The sequence below is a fragment of the Micromonospora peucetia genome (genome assembly GCF_900091625.1).
GTDB classification, from domain to species: Bacteria; Actinomycetota; Actinomycetes; order Mycobacteriales; family Micromonosporaceae; genus Micromonospora; species Micromonospora peucetia.
The window spans coordinates 4599937-4615541 of sequence record NZ_FMIC01000002.1 but is presented as its reverse complement, the minus strand read 5'-3'; the positions used below and the strand labels follow the sequence as shown (position 1 = coordinate 4615541).

The window sequence follows — 15605 nt, the reverse complement described above, 5'->3', positions numbered from 1 at the left end:
CCGGCCGCCGTACGTTGTGCCGCAACGGCGGGCGGAAAGCGGGGATCGGTCATGATGGTGCGGTGATCGAACGCCCGGATGCCATGCAACGCGTGCGGCTCGCGCACACCGAGGCCCTGCTGGCCCAGCTCCGCAGCGCCGGCCCGCTCAGCCGGGCCGAGCTGATCCGGCTGACCGGGCTGTCGCGCACCACGCTGTTCGACATCATCGGCGACCTCATCGCCCGCGGTGTGGTGGTCGAACGCGAACCGGCGCTCTCCGGCCACCGGGGCCGGGGACGGCCGTCCACCACCGTCAGCCTCAACCCCTCTGCCGGCCGGATCATCGGCATCGACCTCGGCCGGGCGACGATCACCGTCATCGTCGCCACCCTGAGTCACGACATCCTGGCCCGCGGCAGCCGCGCGGTCACGCTGACCGCCGGTCCGATCCGGCGCGCCAACGCCGCGATCAAGCTGATCGACGACCTCGTGCACGAGCACGACATCGATTTGCGCGCGCTGGAGGCGATCGGCCTCGGCCTGCCCGGTTTGGTGGCCAGCCGGGGTGGTCCGGCCGGCGGCAGCCCTTCGGTGGCCGCGAAGCAGGTAGGCGCGCGCATCCAGGACCGGTACGGCGTCGCCGTCGTCACCGACAACAACTCACGGCTGGCCGCACTGGCCGAAGGCACCTGGGGCGCGACCCGTGACGTGCGGGACGCCATCTACGTCCGGTGGAGTGACGGCGTGGGCGGCGGGCTCATCGTCGACGGCCGGCTCGCCCGCGGTGCGCACGGGGCCGCCGGCGAGATCGGCCATGTCAGCGTCGAGCCCGACGGCGACCCCTGCCCGTGCGGTGGCCGTGGCTGCCTCGAACTGCTGATCCGCCCGTCGGCCCTCATCGAGCGGTGCGCCCGCCGTGGCGTGACCGTCGCGGACCCGTCCGACCTGGTGACCCGAGCACGCGCCGGAGAGCCGGCCGTCGAGGGCGTGGTGCGGCACGCCGCCACGCTGCTCGGCCGGGTCCTGTCCGGGATGGTGGTGCAGTTGGACCCGGGCAAGGTGGCCATCGGTGGCACCCTGGCCCGTGCCGGCGAAACGGTGCTCGAACCGGTGCGGGCGGCGATCGGCCAGTTGGCGATCCCCCGTCACCCACGTCCCCTGGACGTCGTGACGGCCCAGTTCGGCGACGAGGGCGGTGCCCTGGGCGCCGTCGCAGCCGCCCTGCGGCTCAACGTGTCCGAGCCCTTGCCGGTCCTCCCCACCGCATAGCACCAGCGTTCCACCGGCGGCCGGGCGACTCGTTGGTGAAATTCGCCCGGTCGAACTGTGGGCTCGGCTGCGCGCGCTGGCGAAACGACAAAGGCAAGGAGAAGAACTCCTTGCCACTGTCAACATATACCGCACCCCCGGGCTTGCCGCAAGACCCCGGTCGTGGCGCACAATCGTCGGCCGAGCCCAAGAATTGGCACACCATGGGGGAATGCATGTTCGATGTGATCATCGTCGGCGGCGGGCCGACCGGCATGATGCTGGCGAGCGAATTGCGTCTGCGGGGCGTCAACGTGCTCGTGCTGGAGAAGGAGGCCGAGCTGCCGCCGTTCGTGCGGTCACTCGGGCTGCACGTGCGCAGTATCGAGGTGATGGATCAGCGGGGGCTGTTGGAGCGGTTCCTCGAGAACGGCAAGCAGTACCCGATCCGGGGATTCTTCGCGGGCATCGAAAAGCCCGCTCCGATCGGGCTGGACACCGCCCACGGATACGTACTCGGCATTCCGCAGACGCTCACCGACCGGCTGCTCGCCGAACACGCGGCCGAAGTCGGAGCCGAGATTCGGCGCGGCTGTGCGGTGGTCGGGCTGGAACAGGACGACGACGGCGTGATCGTCTACCTCGGAAATGGGACTGCAACGCCGTTGCGGGCACGGTTTGTTGTCGGCTGCGACGGTGGGCGCAGCACGGTTCGGAAACTGCTCGGGGTCGGATTCCCCGGCGAGCCGTCGAAAATCGACACGCTGCTGGGCGAGATGGAGGTGACGGCGTCCCCGGACGACATCACCGAAGTGATGACCGAGGTGCGCAGGACCGAGAAGCGGTTCGGGATCGGGCCGTCGGGCAAGCCGGGGGTGTTCCGGGCGGTCGTGCCGGCGGAGGGCGTGGTCGAGGACCGTTCGGTGCCGCCGACGTTCGAGGAGTTCAAGCAACAGCTGCGCAGGTACGCCGGCACCGACTTCGGCGTGCACTCCCCCCGCTGGCTGTCGCGCTTCGGCGACGCGACCCGCCAGGCCGAGCGCTACCGGGTCGGACGGGTGTTTCTGGCCGGGGACGCCGCGCACGTCCACCCGCCGATGGGTGGGCAGGGGCTCAATCTCGGGATTCAGGACTCGTTCAACCTGGGTTGGAAGCTGGCGGCGGCCCTCAACGGCTGGGCGCCGGACGACCTGCTGGACAGCTACGAGCCCGAGCGGCATCCGGTGGCCGCCGACGTGCTGGACAACACCCGCGCACAGATGCAGCTGACGACCAACGAGCCCGGGCCGCAGGCGGTTCGGCGGTTGCTCGCGCAGCTGATGGACTTCAACGACGTCAACCGGTTCCTGATCGAGAAGATCACGGCGATCAGCATCCGGTACGACTTCGGTGAGGGCCATGCCCTGCTCGGGCGGCGGCTGCGCGACGTCCAGCTGAAGCCTGGGCGCCTCTTCGAGCTGATGCGCACCGGCAACGGGCTGCTGCTCGACCAGACGGGGCAGCTTTCGGTGGACGGCTGGGCCGACCGGGTCGACCACGTCGCCGACATCAGCGAAGAGCTGGACGTGCCGGCGGTGCTGCTTCGGCCGGACGGGCACGTCGCGTGGGTGGGCGAGGACCAGCAGACGCTCGAGGTCGAGCTGGCCAAGTGGTTCGGCGCCGCGGGAGTTCCTACGGCCGGGTGAGGGAAGCTTCGAGGACTGCGACGCCTCGGGGGTGCCGGTGCGAACGATGCGCAATCAGCGGTCAACGTTGTTCACCGGCGGCTTCCGGAGCGGCTGTCGGTCCGCAGCAGATCGTCCACGCTGTCGCGCAGCGCCCTCCGGTTCGCGTGCCCGGTCTTGAGCAGCAGGCTGGCGACGTGCTTTTCGACCGTACGCGGCGAGAGGTGCAGCAGCGTGGCCAGGTCCTGGTTGTCGTGGCCCTTCGCGAGCAGCACCAGCACCTCGTGCTCGCGAACGGTCACCCCGACGGCGCGCAGTCGGGTCGGGATGCGGTCGTGACCGGAGCGCCGTTGCCCGAGCGATGCGCCGGCCTGACGAAGCAGGCCCCGGCACGCGCCGGCGATCACCGGCGCGTCGACGTTGTGGAAGTGGTCCTCCGCTGCCCGCAGCCAGGAAACGGGCTCACCCCACCCGTCGGCGAGCGCGGCCTCGGCGACCAGCCGCAGCCCCAGGTGAAAGGTCATGCGGTACGGCGCCGCGGCGTCCAGGGCCAGCGCGACCTCCGCGGTGGCCCGCTCACCCTGCCCCGCGCGCCCGTGCACCACCGCCTTCGCCAGGTGCAGGAACTGCCGGTTCCAGCGCAGGGTCGCTGCCGGGGCCAACGCCACCGCCTCCATGCCGGTGCGGTCCATGGACCCGGCCAGCGCGTCGAGGAGCGGCCTCAGCCCGAAGCGACCCGTCATGTAGTAGGTGTTCGGGTGGTCGTCCTCCCACGCCCGGGCCAGGTCGAGGGCCCGGATCGCCGCCGGCCGGTCCTCCTCCAGCAGCGCGCAGACCGCTTCGCAGAAGCCGTAGGCGAGGGGGACGTGCCCGGACTCTCCCCCACCGGCCGCCCGGAACTCCTCGAGCCTGAGCTCCATCAGTCGCCGTTGTCCACGGTGGGCGGCGGAGGCGGCGGCCGTGACCAGGGCGAACTGCTGGTCGTCGATGTTGCGCAGCCGGGCGGTCGCCGCGGCGCAACGGGCGGCGAGCTCGTCACCTGTCGGGTAGTCGCCCTGCATCACGGCACGGATCGCGTACACGCCCTCGATACTGTGCCTGAGCATGATGGCGCCGGACACCTGCGCGGCCTGCTCCGCCTGGCGCAGCAGCGTCTGCTCGCCGGTCCGCATACTCTGGTTGACCCCGAGCCGGAACAGCGCGTTGATGCGCCACAGGGGCAGGCGGTGTTCCTCCGCCATCATCAGCATCCTGGTCAGGTAGGACTCCGCCTCGTCGAAGCTCCGGCCTCGGGCGATCATGGCCAGGAGTTGCAGTGCCTGACACGCCGTCTCCGCCATCGGCGCCAGCTCAGCCACCGCCAGGGCCTGGAGCACGAGCTGCTCGGCCTGCGTGGTCCGGCCGCAGCCGTGGCCGTCGCCGAAGATCAAATGTGCCTCGACCACGTCCACCTGGGCCGCCGGCCCCGGCGGCGGACTGCTGCCGAGGATCGCCCGGGCGATGCGTACCTGGGACGCGCCGTCGGACCACCGTCCGGTCACGACCGCGACCCAGGCGAGCCGGGTTCGGAGGCTGACGTGCTGCTCGACGCCGAGGGTCACGGCGTTCGCCCAGGTCGCGTCGTCGACCAGAGCGAACGCCCGGTCCGCGTGGCCGGCTTCGGCCAGGGCGTTGAGCAGCGATTCGAGGATGCCAGCGCGGGCGTCGGGGTCAGGTGGGTCGGACATCATCTGGTACGCGCGGTCGAGCAGGGTGACGGCCGACGTGGTCGCGCCGTCGCCGAGTGCCCGCCGGCCCGCCTCCGCGAACAACAGGCCCGCGGCGCGGTTGTCACCGGCGGTCTGCCTGAGCTCGGCCGCGAGCTGGCACCAGTGTCCGGGTAACCCGGCGTACGCCGCCTCCAGCGCGTCGGCGGCGCGCTTCGCCAGCGCGGACCGTTCGGCCGGGGTGAGCGTGGCCAGGATCGCGTCGGCGGTCAACGCGTGGCGGAAGGAGTACCAGTCGGGCGTCGACCGGTCGGGCATGATGACTTCGACGTCCACCCCGGACCTCAGATGGCTCAGCATCGCCCGCTCCTCGAGGCCGGTCGCCGCCCGGACCGCAGCCACCGGGAAACGACGGCCCAGCACGGCGGCGGTGTGGAGCAGTGTTCGCGCCTGCGGATCGAGGCCGGCCAACCGGCGTGTCACGCTGAGCGTGACGGTGTTCGGCAACGCGATGGCCGGGTCGTCGGTGAACCGCCAGCCGTCACCGTCGCGGACCAGTGCGCGTGCGCCGATCATGCTGTTGAGAAGTTCCTCGGCGACGAACGGGTTGCCTTCGCTGTCACGCACCAGCCGGTCGGTCAGTTCGACGGGCAGGGCATCGGTGTCGAGGCAGGCGGAGGCGAGTTCGTGCACCTCCTGGTCGGACAGGGGGTGGAGTTCGACGACGGTCGCGGACCGACGCACAGCCGCGGCCCAGGCCAGATCGGTCGCGGGGCCGCTGCCCGGCCGCATGGTGGCCACCATCAGGATGGGCAGGTCGGCGAGGTTGTCGACAAGGTACTCCACGACAGCGTGGGTCTCGGCGTCGGCGTCGTGGATGTCTTCGAGGATGAGAACGCAGCCCCGGCTGCCAGCCACGGCGGTGACGAGCCGCAGTACGGCCTCGGCCAGTTCGACGATCGAGGCCACCCGTTCCGGCACCGCGGGATCCCGCCATTCCGGGATGAGCCGGGCGAGGGCCGGTCGATAGGGTGCCAGCTCCGTGTTGTCCGGCAGCCGGCCCGTACGGGACAGCGAGAAGATCGCCTCGGTCAGCGGGCGGAACGGGACGATGGGGCCGGTGGAGCTGCTACGGCCCCGTAGCAGCTCCATGCCGGCCCCCGCCGCCGCGCGGGCGCAGTGCTCCGCCAGTCGGGTCTTGCCGATCCCGGCCTCGCCGATCAGGAAGAGCGTGCCGCCGGACGAGGCCCGAGTGGTCGTCAGTCGAGCGTTGACGACGCGGAGTTCGGAATCACGTCCGATCACCACCGGCGAGGAGAAGCGCATGCCCGCAGGCTAACGCGAGCGGCACCCGCGTTGCCGTGTCCGACGCGGGGCGCCCGCTGTCGATGAAGCGACACGGGAAGGTGCCGCTCCCGGGCCTACGCCGACGAGTGACCGCCGGTGCCACCGGTGTCGATGATGGCCGCGATGGCGGGCGCGGCGATCATCAGGCCGGTCAGGATGCCTGTCCGCCTCCCGATGTGCCCCAGGAAACTGAGCTTTATCTCGCCCGCCGGGTGCGTGTCGGCTGACTCGTGCTCCTCGGCCGATCCCGCCGGGTGAGAAACAGTCAAGTCGTCCCGCATATCTTCCCCCTTCTAGTTCTCGACACCGCGTCCGGATGTCGTCGGCTCGGCATGCAGCAGCAGTGCCGAGGGCACATGATCGGCGAAGCCGATACGGAGCAGTCCGTGGCCGATCCCGGCCAGGCCGTCCAGCAGGCCGGCGACACTCACGTCGCCGGCGGCACCGCACCTCGGGCCGGCCTGGTCCAGCGCCGCGACCAGTTGTCCGGCCTGGTCGAACCGAACGCTCACCGCAGCCCGGCGACCGCGCGCGGCGGCGACCGACAACATCTCCTGCCTGCCCATCTCCCCGTGGCAGAGGCTGTGGTCGCTGACCAGTCCGGTTTGCGACACGGCGGTCGCCGCGCGGTCCACGAAGGCCGCCAGTGCGGGGTCCGCCAGCAACCGGCGCTGGTCGGCGATGGCGACCGCGATTCCCGGGACGCCGTGGCACCAGGAGTGCGTCGACGGGCCCGGGATCGGGCCGGTGGCGGCACGGGCCAACATCGCGCTGCCGGCCTCGGCGTGCCGCTCGTCGCCTCCCACCTGCGCGAATCGCAGCAGGGCCCAGCCGATCCCGGCCGTACCGGTGGCGAAGCCGGGCTGCGCGGGCAGCGAGGAGCCGGCCGCGAGCAGCCGCTGGGCACAGTCTCGGGCCGTCGCGGCCGCCAGCGGCAGACCGGTCAGGTCGCTGACGGCGAGCATCGCGGCAAGGCAACCGGCAAGCCCGTCCAGCACGCCCAGGTTGGTCTCCGTGGTGGCGGCGATCGCCGCGAGGCGAACCGCCCTCTCGACCGAGTCGCCGAGCGCGTCGTCCTGAAGCAGGTCGGCGAGCCGGGCCGCCGTGTAGGCGATCCCCCCGAGGCCGGTGAAGCCACCGCTGCCGATCGTGCTCGCCAGGTGCGGCCGAGCGTCCAGCGCGGTGAGCAACACGGGCAGCTGGCGCACCGCCCGGCCAGCGGCCTCGGCGTAGCGGTCGACGTCCGTGAGCCGGGCCAGTTCGGCCAGGAAGAGGGCCGTGCCCGGGTATCCGTTTCCCAGCCCCGCGCCCAGCGGCATGATCGTGCTGTGCCCGCCGTCCACCGGCTCGAGCCCGAGCCAGTTGGCGAACACGCCGTCGTCGTAGGCGTCCGCGATGATCTTGTCGGCGATACCGCAGGCCACTGTGAGCAGCCTGCCCGGGTCCGGTGCCGTCGCCTCCCACCGGACCGATACCGGCTCGGCGCACTCGTGGCGTGCCCCACCGAGCCGGCCGGCGAGCGCGGCCTGGACGATCCACTCCTGGTCGCGTTGGTCGATCACGCCCATGCTGGCGATCTTGCGCTGCGCGGTTGCCAGTACCGGTTCGTCGAGCACGTCGACGAACCCGACGCCGTCACCACCGGTCAGGTCGCGGTCGTCCGGACAGCAGGTGAACAGGGGGACGTCGCCGGCCCAGAGCTGCTCGATCTCGCGGGACACCAGACGGTTACGCACCGGGTCGTCCACCGAGGCCGCCCAGAGCAGGTCGAAGATCTGATCACGGTCGAGCGCGTCGCGCAGCACGTCGGGATGAGTGGACTCGCTCAGCAGCACGGTGTAGGTCCGCGTCGACCGGACGATGACCCGCAACTCGTCGGCGGCGAACCGCCGGAGCAGGCCGTCCGGGCCGATCAGATCGCCGGCTCGCCGGGCGATGGCGCGGTACGCGGCCCGGAATCCGGCGAGCAGCTCGGCCGTGTACTCGGCGGCATCGGCCGGGACGCCGTCCAGCGTCGGGCGGTTCTCGGCGGCCCGCACGGGCGCGGAACGACGCACCAGGTGCATCGTGTCGGTGCCGGCCGCAGCCCACGCGACGGTCTCTCGGAGCTGTTGCGCGCCGGGGTCGCCACCCAGGCCGGAGATGTCCAACAGACCGCGTTCGCCGATGAGCGGCTGGGGCAGCAGGGCGGTGCGGTACACCGACGTCCGCAGCGCCCGGGCGGCGGGATCGGGCGCGGCGGTCGGTACGGGGAGATCGGGGTGCATCAGCGTCTCGACATCGACGAGGACGGGCTGGTCGGCGCAGGCGATCAGGTTCTCGTGGTGGATGTCCGTCATGCCCAGCAGATACAGCAGCGCGAGCAGCACCCCCTGCCGGCGGTAGAACGCGCCCACCTGGCCCACGTCGGCGCAGGCGACACGGTCGACAGCCTCGATCCACCCGTAGCCATCGCGGGCGAGCACGGTCAACGTGCGCAGCTCCAGCTCGGGCAGCAACCCGTTCAGCCAGTCCAGGACCTCGTTGAAGTGCACGTGGACAGCAACCGAGCGCGGCCGGTAGATCACCCGGGCACCGGAGGCGAAGCGCAGGATCGCCACCGCCCGCCCGTGCCCGTGTGAGTCCCCCGCCACGTCGAATCCGGCCAGCGGTCCCGGATCGCGGCCGTCGAGCAACCGGCCGAGAATCTCCGCCCGATCCGCGACGAACCGGTCGAGCAGCTCGGCTGTCGCCTCGACGGCGTGCCGGCAGGCGGTCGCCAGAAGCCGCGCCAGCACGGGGTAGTCCGTCATCACCCGGGTCAGCCGCTCGCGCTGGGCGAGGTCTGCCACGAAGGCGGCGAACCGGTGCTCGGGCGTGGGGCCCGCCAGCCGGCCGGCGGCCCGGGCGACGTTGAGTTCCAGGACGAAGGTACGCGACGCCATCGCGACCAGCCTGACGCGGAGCGCGTCGGCGAACCCGGCGTACACCGCGTCGAGGTCGGCCACCACGGACATCCCGGGAGTACGCACCCGCTGCCGCAGGTCGGCGCAGGCGGCCGTGACGAACGGCGCCAGCACGCCGGCGAACGCGTCGGACCACGGCGTGTCCGGGGGCAGGTGGCGGGCTCCGTCGGGGGCGATGCCGAGCGCCCGTTCGGTGAACTCGGCCCACCCGGGCGCGCCCGACCCGTTCGCCAGCGCCGCCGGCGGTCGGTCGAGGAGGGCCAGGAACTGCCGCTCGGTGATCCCCAGGGCCGCCAGGCGGTTCGCGAACTGACCCGTCGCCCCCAGCTCGTACGCCGAGCGCCAGTCCCGCAGCCGCCGCATGGCGTGCTCCGACACGGGGTCAGCGGCGACCGGCCCGCCGTGGTCGGCTGCCCGTACCCGTTCGGCGAGGGTGCGGCCGGGCGCCCACCAAGCGCTGCCCGCACCACTCACCGCTGCCGTATCCCGCGTCCCCGATCTGTCCACGCCGGTATCGTGCCGGTGTCCTGGAGGGGTCACATGGGTAACCGGTACCCATATTTGGGCGGCGCCGGAGCGACCGGCCTCCGGGCTCACCCGGCGCACCACTCCAGCGCGGCCTGGGCGCTGAACATCTTGTGCTGGGCCTGCTCGAAGGCGATGCTGCGGGGACCGTCCAGCACCCCGGCGGTGACCTCCTCACCCCGGTGCGCCGGCAGGTCGTGCATGAACACCGCCTGCGGGCTCGCCGCCAGGACCGCCCCGTCGACCTGGAACGGCGCGAAGACCCGCCGCCAGTCCGGATCCGGCTTGGCGGTGCCGGTGGTCTGCCAGCGGGTGGCGTAGACGACGTCGACCTCCGGCAGGTCCGTCATGTGGTGCGCCTCGGCGACCGTCGAGCCGGTCCGCTCGGCGGCCACCTGAGCGGCGGTGAGGAGGTCCAGGTCCAACCCGTACCCGGGCGGCGTGCGCAGGTACAGCCGGGTTTCGGTGAACCGGCTGAGGGCGAGCGCGAGCGCGGCGGCGGTGTTGTTGCCCTCCCCCACGTAGAGCACCCGCAGCCCGTCGACCCGGCCGAACCGCTGGGTCATGGTGCTCAGGTCGGCCAGCGCCTGCGTGGGGTGCTCCTCGGCGCTCATCGCGTTGATCACCCCCATCCGGTCCTGCTCGGCGAAGGCCCGCAACTCGGCGACCGGGTCGGCGGTCCGGGCGACGAACAGGTCGACCATCCCGGACAGCACCCGGGTGGTGTCCTCGACCGTCTCACCGGTGTTCAGTTGCAGATCCCCCGGGCCGTAGCTGATCAGATGCGAGCCGAGCCGCAGAGCGCCGCTGGAGAAGGCGGTGCGGGTCCGGGTCGAGGTGCGGCGGAAGTAGACCGCGGTGACCAGACCGCGCAACTGGTCGGCGGGGCGGACCCGACCGGCGGCATGATCGGCGCTGCGAGCCACCAGATGCCGCAGGTCGGTGTCGCTGAGGTCCTGGATCGACAGCAGGTGACGGCGGGGACGACGGTCCATCGGGACCCTCCAGGATCGGTCGCGGCGGCAGGTGGCGGGAGGCGTCAGCTGGCCTGGATGGCCCGGTGCAGTACGGTGAGGCCCCGCTCCAGCCGGGCGAGGTCGATGGTGAGCGGCGGCATCACCTTGATCACTTCGTCGTCGCGTCCGCAGAGTTCGACGATCAGCCCGGTCTCGAAGCAGTGCCGCTGAATCCGATCGGCCCGCTCGGCGCCCCCAGCCGCCCGCAGATCGATGCCGAGAACCATGCCCAGACCCCGCACGGCGAGCGCCGGATCGCTGTCGCGCAGTTCCGCGCCGAAGCGCTCCAGACGCCGGGCGCCGACGGCGGCGGTGGTCCGGAATCCGTCCTGGCCCCAGAGCTCGCAGGCGGCGGCACCGGCGACGAAGGCGAGCTGGTTGCCCCGGAAGGTGCCCGTGTGTTCCCCCGGCGACCAGACGTCAAGGTCCGGTCGGAACAGCACCATCGACAACGGCAGCCCGTACCCGCCGATCGCCTTGGAGACGGTGATGATGTCCGGCACCACGCCGGCATGTTCGAAACAGAAGAACGTGCCGGTCCGTCCGCAGCCGGACTGGATCTCGTCGAAGATGAGCAGAACGCCGTACCGGGTGGTCACCCCGCGCAGCCGGCGCAGCCAGTCGGCCGAGGCCGGGTACACCCCGCCCTCCATCTGCAACGGTTCGACGATCACCGCGGCCGGGATGTCCATCCCCGACGACGGGTCGGACAGCATCCGCTCCAGGTATCCGATCGAGTCGAACGGTCCCGCCGGACCGTCCTCGTACGGCACGAACGTCACATCCGCCGTGCCCACCTGCCCGGCGGCGCGGGCCCGGCGGCCACCGCTGACCGCCAGCGACCCGCGGGACATGCCGTGGTAGGCCCCGGTGAAGGAGACGACGCCACGCCGTTCCGTGGCCCGACGGGCCACCTTCAGCGCCGCCTCCACCGCGTCGGTGCCGGTCGGCCCGCAGAACTGCACCTTGTGGTCCAGCCCTCGCGGGGCCAGCACCTGCTCCCGGAGCCGGCTCAGGAAGGTCCGCTTCGCCACGGTGTACATGTCCAGGCCGTGCATCACGCCGTCCCTGGCGAGGTACTCCGTGATACGACGCTTGAGGTAGGGATGGTTGTGGCCGTAGTTCAGGGTGCCTGCGCCGCAGAAGAAGTCGGTGAACATCCGACCGTCCTCGGCGTAGAGCTCGGCGCCCTGGGCCCGGTCGAACACCACCGGAAACTTGCGGCAGTAGTAACGCACCTCCGACTCCATCGCCTCGAAGAGGGAGAAGTCGTAGGCCGCCTTGTGCGGGGGTACCGTCTCGTCCACCAGCATGGTCATCGGTCCGGGTCTCCTCGGTCGTAGTCGTCTCGTCGTCGAAACAGGTCGTCAGGTGCGTGCTCCCCGACTGGTACCGCCGCTGGTGTCGGGGCCCCGAGGGGCCCCGGACCACGTCAGCCGCGGGTGGTCAGCGACACCGCGCCCAGGGCGCCGAAGGAGGCCCGCACGGTGTCACCCGGCACAAGGTCCACGGCCGCCGCCCAGGAACCGGAGAGCACGAGCTGCCCGGCCCTGATCCCGGTGCCGAACCCGGACAGGATGCGGACCAGACAGGCCACGGACTCGGCCGGATGCCCCATCACGGCCGAGCCTCGCCCCTCCTGCACGACGTGGCGGCTACGCAACTCCATCCGCGCGCCGGCCAGGTCCGTGGTGTCGGGCGGCATGCCGGCGCCGACCACGGCCAACGCCGACGAAGCGTTGTCGGCGACGGTGTCCACCAGGCCGATCCGCCAGTCCTGGATCCGGCTGTCGAGCACCTCCAGCGCCGGCAGGATCTCCGCGGTGGCGGCCAGCACGTCATGCGCGGTCACGGCCGGGCCGGCGAGGTCCGCCGCGAACCGGAACGCGATCTCGCCCTCGACCTTCGGCGCGATGAACCGGCTCAGGTCGAGGTCGGCACCGTCGTGGAGCACCATCTGGTCGGTCAGGTAACCGAAGTCGGGATGGTCGATGCCGAACATCGACTGGATCGCCTCGCTGGTCGCACCGATCTTGAGCCCGGCCAGGACCGCGCCGGCCGCCAGATCCATCTCGCGTAGCTCGCTCTGGATGGCGTAGGCGTCTGCCAGGTCGAGCTCCGGATGCCGGACCGAGACCGGCGGCACGGCACGAAGGGTCCGCGCCGCCGTCCGGAGCTCGCCCGCGAGCTCGCGGTGCAGGGACAGCCTGGTGGCCACTACCTGACCGCCACGAAGAGCCGGCCGCCGGGCACGCCGAGCGGCACGCACTCGGTCTTGGAGAAGCCCGCGGCCTGGAACGTGTCCAGCCAATGCCGCTCGGACGGGAGAGTCACGCTCATGAAGCTGGCGTGCAGGTAGGTGAACAGCGCGCTGAACCTTCGCTCCACGGGATCGGGCGCGTAGGAGACGGCGTCGGCGACCGCCATGAAGCCGCCGGGAGCAAGCGCGTCGCGGCAGGCGCCCAGGACGGCCTTGGCCACCGACGCGTCCGCCACGATGTCGTGCATGACGAAACACGCCAGCACGGCGTTCGCACCCTCGACCGGCCCGGGGTCGTCCGCAAGCGACTGGACAGTACGCTCGACGACCTGGAGCCGGTCGTCCACCCCCGCGGCGGCGGCGGCCTCCCGCGCCGCGGCACACGCGGCGCCGCTGCTGTCGAGCGCCACGCCGGTACGCGCCGGGTCCTGCCCCAGGAGCCTGACGAGCAACCCGCCAGCGCCGGCGCCGAGGTCGGCCACATGCGAGGCACCGGCCGAGACGACCCGGTCGACGATCGGCGGATAGAACGCCCGCTCGCCGATCCACCGGGAGCTGACCGCCACCCGGCGCCCGTTGCGCCGGTGGACCCGGGCGGCCGCGTCGCGGTCGGCCAGGAACTCCCGGGCGTTGACGAGGAACGGGCCGTTCGCGCTCATCGCCCAGGACAGATATCCGGCCGCGTACCGCCGGTCCGGGTAGTCCGAGGCTGCCTGGAACCGGTCCGGGGCCTCCGTGCCGACCACCAGTCCGGCGGCGACCAGCGCGGCGAGGTAGTCGTCCACGCCGGCCTGCGGGAGATCGGCGATCCTGGCCAGCTCGGCGGAGCTGAACGTGTCGCCCGAGTCCAGCAGTCGGTCCACTCCGATCTCCGCGCCGATCTGCAGCAGCGCGGCGACCGCGGCCAGGTCGGCCGCGTCGTCGAGCGAGGAATGGCGTTGCATTGCTCCTCCTACATCATTTGATGCGAACCCTGACGACCCGCTCACACCCGGCTCGATGCCTGCTGCTCGGCGGCCAGCGACATGGCGACCTCGATGATGGTGTCTTCCTGGCCGGCCACCACCCGCCGGTTGCCCAGCTCCAGCAGGATCTTGCGGGGGTCGACGCCGAAGCGGGCGCTCGCCCGCCGCACCGGCGCGGCGAACCCGGAGAACACCCCGGCGATCCCGCTGGCGATGGTGACGCTGTCGTTGGTGGGTACGTGCTTGACGAACCGCTCCTGTGCCACGTCGGCCGCGTCCAACGCGCCGAAGAGCTGGACGCCGGTCTCGATCTGCCCGACATGCAGGTTGGCCGCGACGAGCTCGATCGGCGCGTTACCCGCGCCCGCTCCGAAGCCACGCGCCGTGACGTCGACGATGGTGGCCCCGGCCTCGATCGCCGCCATGCTGTTGACGACCGACATACCGAGGTTGTTGTGCGCGTGGAAACCGACCGCGATGTCGAGGTTCTCGACGAGTTCGCCGACCTTCTCGCGGACCTTCTCCGGCGTGTACGCGCCGGCGGAGTCCATCAGAATGACCGCCTCGGCACCGTAGCTCTGCATGAGCCGGGCCTGTTCCACCAGCTTCGCCGCAGAGGCCATGTGGCTCATCAACAGCATCCCCTTGACGGCGACGCCCATCGCCCGCAGCATCGTGACCTGCTGCCGGGTGACGTCCGCCTCGGTGCAGTGCGCGCCGACCCGGACCTCGTCCACGCCGCAGTCCAGCGCCGGCCTGAGGTCGCGCTCGACACTGGCGAACCCGGGAATGGACAGCACGCCGAGCCGGGCGGTACGCAGCTCGGCCTTGGCGGTCCGCAGCATCTCGGCGTCGCTGAGCGCGGCCATGCCGACCTGGATGGACGAGGCACCGAGTCCGTTGCCGTGGCCGACCTCGACAACGTCCACACCAGCTGCCTCGGCCGCCCGCGCGTAGGCGCTGATGTCCGCGCGGCCGAGTTGGTGGGCGACCGCGTGGTTGCCGTCGCGCAGGGTCGTGTCGCAGATGCTGAGTTTCGGTGCGCCGCTCATGACCGCCGCCGTTCTGCCCGGGCCTCGCCGACCGCGAGGGCGGCGCACGTGATGATGTCGAGATTGCCGGCGTAGCGCGGGAACCAGTCGCCCCGGCCCTCGACCTCCACGATGATCGTGACCCGGTCTCCGGCGGCCACCGGCGGGACGACGACGCGATAGCCGGGGACGTACGACCTGATCAGCTTCTCCATCATGCCGACGGACGCGCGTAGGGCGTCCAGGTCGATTCGTTCGGCGGCCGTCACCGCGATGGAGTTGCGCATGACGATGCCGGGGTCGGCGGGGTTGATCACCAGCACGGTCTTGGTGCGCCGCACGCCGCAGAACTCGATGGTCGCCTGCTCGGTGGTGTGCACGTACTCGTCCAGGTTGGCCCGGGACGCGGGGCCGACGGTGGCCGAGGCGCTGGCCGAGACGATCTCCAGGTAGTCGATCCCGTCCGCGGCCTCCGCCATGCAGTGGGCCATCGGGACCGCCGCCTGTCCCCCGCAGGTGACCATGCTGAGGTACTGCTCGTCGAGGCAGTCGGCCAGGTTGAGCGCCGGTACGCAGAACTTCCCGAGGTGCGCCGGCGTGAGGTCGACGAACGGCAGCCCGGTGGGCGCGACGACCGACCAGTGGCGGGTCGCGTCGTCGGCCGAGGTCGCGTCGAAGACCAGGTCGATGTGCTCGGCGCGGGCGGTGACCGCGTCGATCCCGGCCACGCTGGTGGGCACCCCGTGACGCTCGGCCAGCTGGATCCCGGGGGATCCGGCGCGGCGCCCGGCGAACAGGACGCACTCCAGCAGGGGGGACGCCCCGACCTTCAACAGCAGGTCCGTCCCGATGTTGCCCGTGCCCACGATCGCTACCTTGAGCGTTTCCGGGCTCGTGCGGGTACTCATCCAGTTCCT

The 15605-nt window shown here is 71.6% G+C and carries 11 protein-coding genes; 2 read left to right on the top strand and 9 right to left on the bottom strand.

The genetic code is table 11. From position 1 onward, the window contains the following. The first annotated feature begins 62 nt into the window (after window positions 1-62). Window positions 63-1250, top strand: coding sequence for an ROK family transcriptional regulator (locus tag GA0070608_RS21240; protein ID WP_218107543.1), 1188 nt, complete (start codon window positions 63-65; stop codon window positions 1248-1250). A 215-nt stretch (window positions 1251-1465) separates the two neighbouring features. Then, complete coding sequence (rox, locus tag GA0070608_RS21235) at window positions 1466-2914, top strand: rifampin monooxygenase (RefSeq protein ID WP_091630298.1); 1449 nt, start codon at window positions 1466-1468, stop codon at window positions 2912-2914. Between the two features lie 71 nt (window positions 2915-2985). On the opposite strand, the gene GA0070608_RS21230 is transcribed toward rox, so the two are convergent. The 9 genes from GA0070608_RS21230 to GA0070608_RS21190 form a co-directional block, all read right to left on the bottom strand. Next, entirely contained in the window at window positions 2986-5925 is a 2940-nt protein-coding gene (locus GA0070608_RS21230; protein ID WP_091630297.1) for a helix-turn-helix transcriptional regulator, read from the bottom strand. A 95-nt stretch (window positions 5926-6020) separates the two neighbouring features. Then, complete coding sequence (locus tag GA0070608_RS21225; protein ID WP_091630296.1) at window positions 6021-6227, bottom strand: hypothetical protein; 207 nt, start codon at window positions 6225-6227, stop codon at window positions 6021-6023. Window positions 6228-6239: 12 nt separating this feature from the next. Next, on the bottom strand, window positions 6240-9398 hold the full coding sequence (locus GA0070608_RS21220) for a type 2 lanthipeptide synthetase LanM family protein (protein ID WP_141719521.1): 3159 nt from the start codon (window positions 9396-9398) through the stop codon (window positions 6240-6242). A gap of 86 nt (window positions 9399-9484) precedes the next feature. Beyond that, window positions 9485-10411 carry an ornithine carbamoyltransferase gene (locus tag GA0070608_RS21215; RefSeq protein ID WP_091630294.1) on the bottom strand — a complete coding sequence of 309 codons (927 nt, stop codon included), beginning with the start codon at window positions 10409-10411 and terminating at the stop codon, window positions 9485-9487. Window positions 10412-10455: 44 nt separating this feature from the next. Next, entirely contained in the window at window positions 10456-11751 is a 1296-nt protein-coding gene (locus GA0070608_RS21210) for an aspartate aminotransferase family protein (protein WP_091630293.1), read from the bottom strand. A gap of 113 nt (window positions 11752-11864) precedes the next feature. Further along, window positions 11865-12650, bottom strand: coding sequence for a 2-keto-4-pentenoate hydratase (locus tag GA0070608_RS21205; RefSeq protein WP_091630292.1), 786 nt, complete (start codon window positions 12648-12650; stop codon window positions 11865-11867). Next, window positions 12650-13636, bottom strand: coding sequence for a methyltransferase (locus tag GA0070608_RS21200; protein WP_091630291.1), 987 nt, complete (start codon window positions 13634-13636; stop codon window positions 12650-12652). Before GA0070608_RS21200 ends, GA0070608_RS21205 begins: the two co-directional genes overlap by 1 nt. Window positions 13637-13677: 41 nt before the next feature. After that, window positions 13678-14709, bottom strand: coding sequence for a 4-hydroxy-2-oxovalerate aldolase (gene dmpG / locus GA0070608_RS21195; protein ID WP_091630290.1), 1032 nt, complete (start codon window positions 14707-14709; stop codon window positions 13678-13680). Next, window positions 14706-15596, bottom strand: a complete 891-nt coding sequence (locus GA0070608_RS21190; RefSeq protein ID WP_091630289.1) for an acetaldehyde dehydrogenase (acetylating) — start codon at window positions 15594-15596, stop codon at window positions 14706-14708. Before GA0070608_RS21190 ends, dmpG begins: the two co-directional genes overlap by 4 nt. Between the last annotated feature and the right edge of the window lie 9 nt (window positions 15597-15605).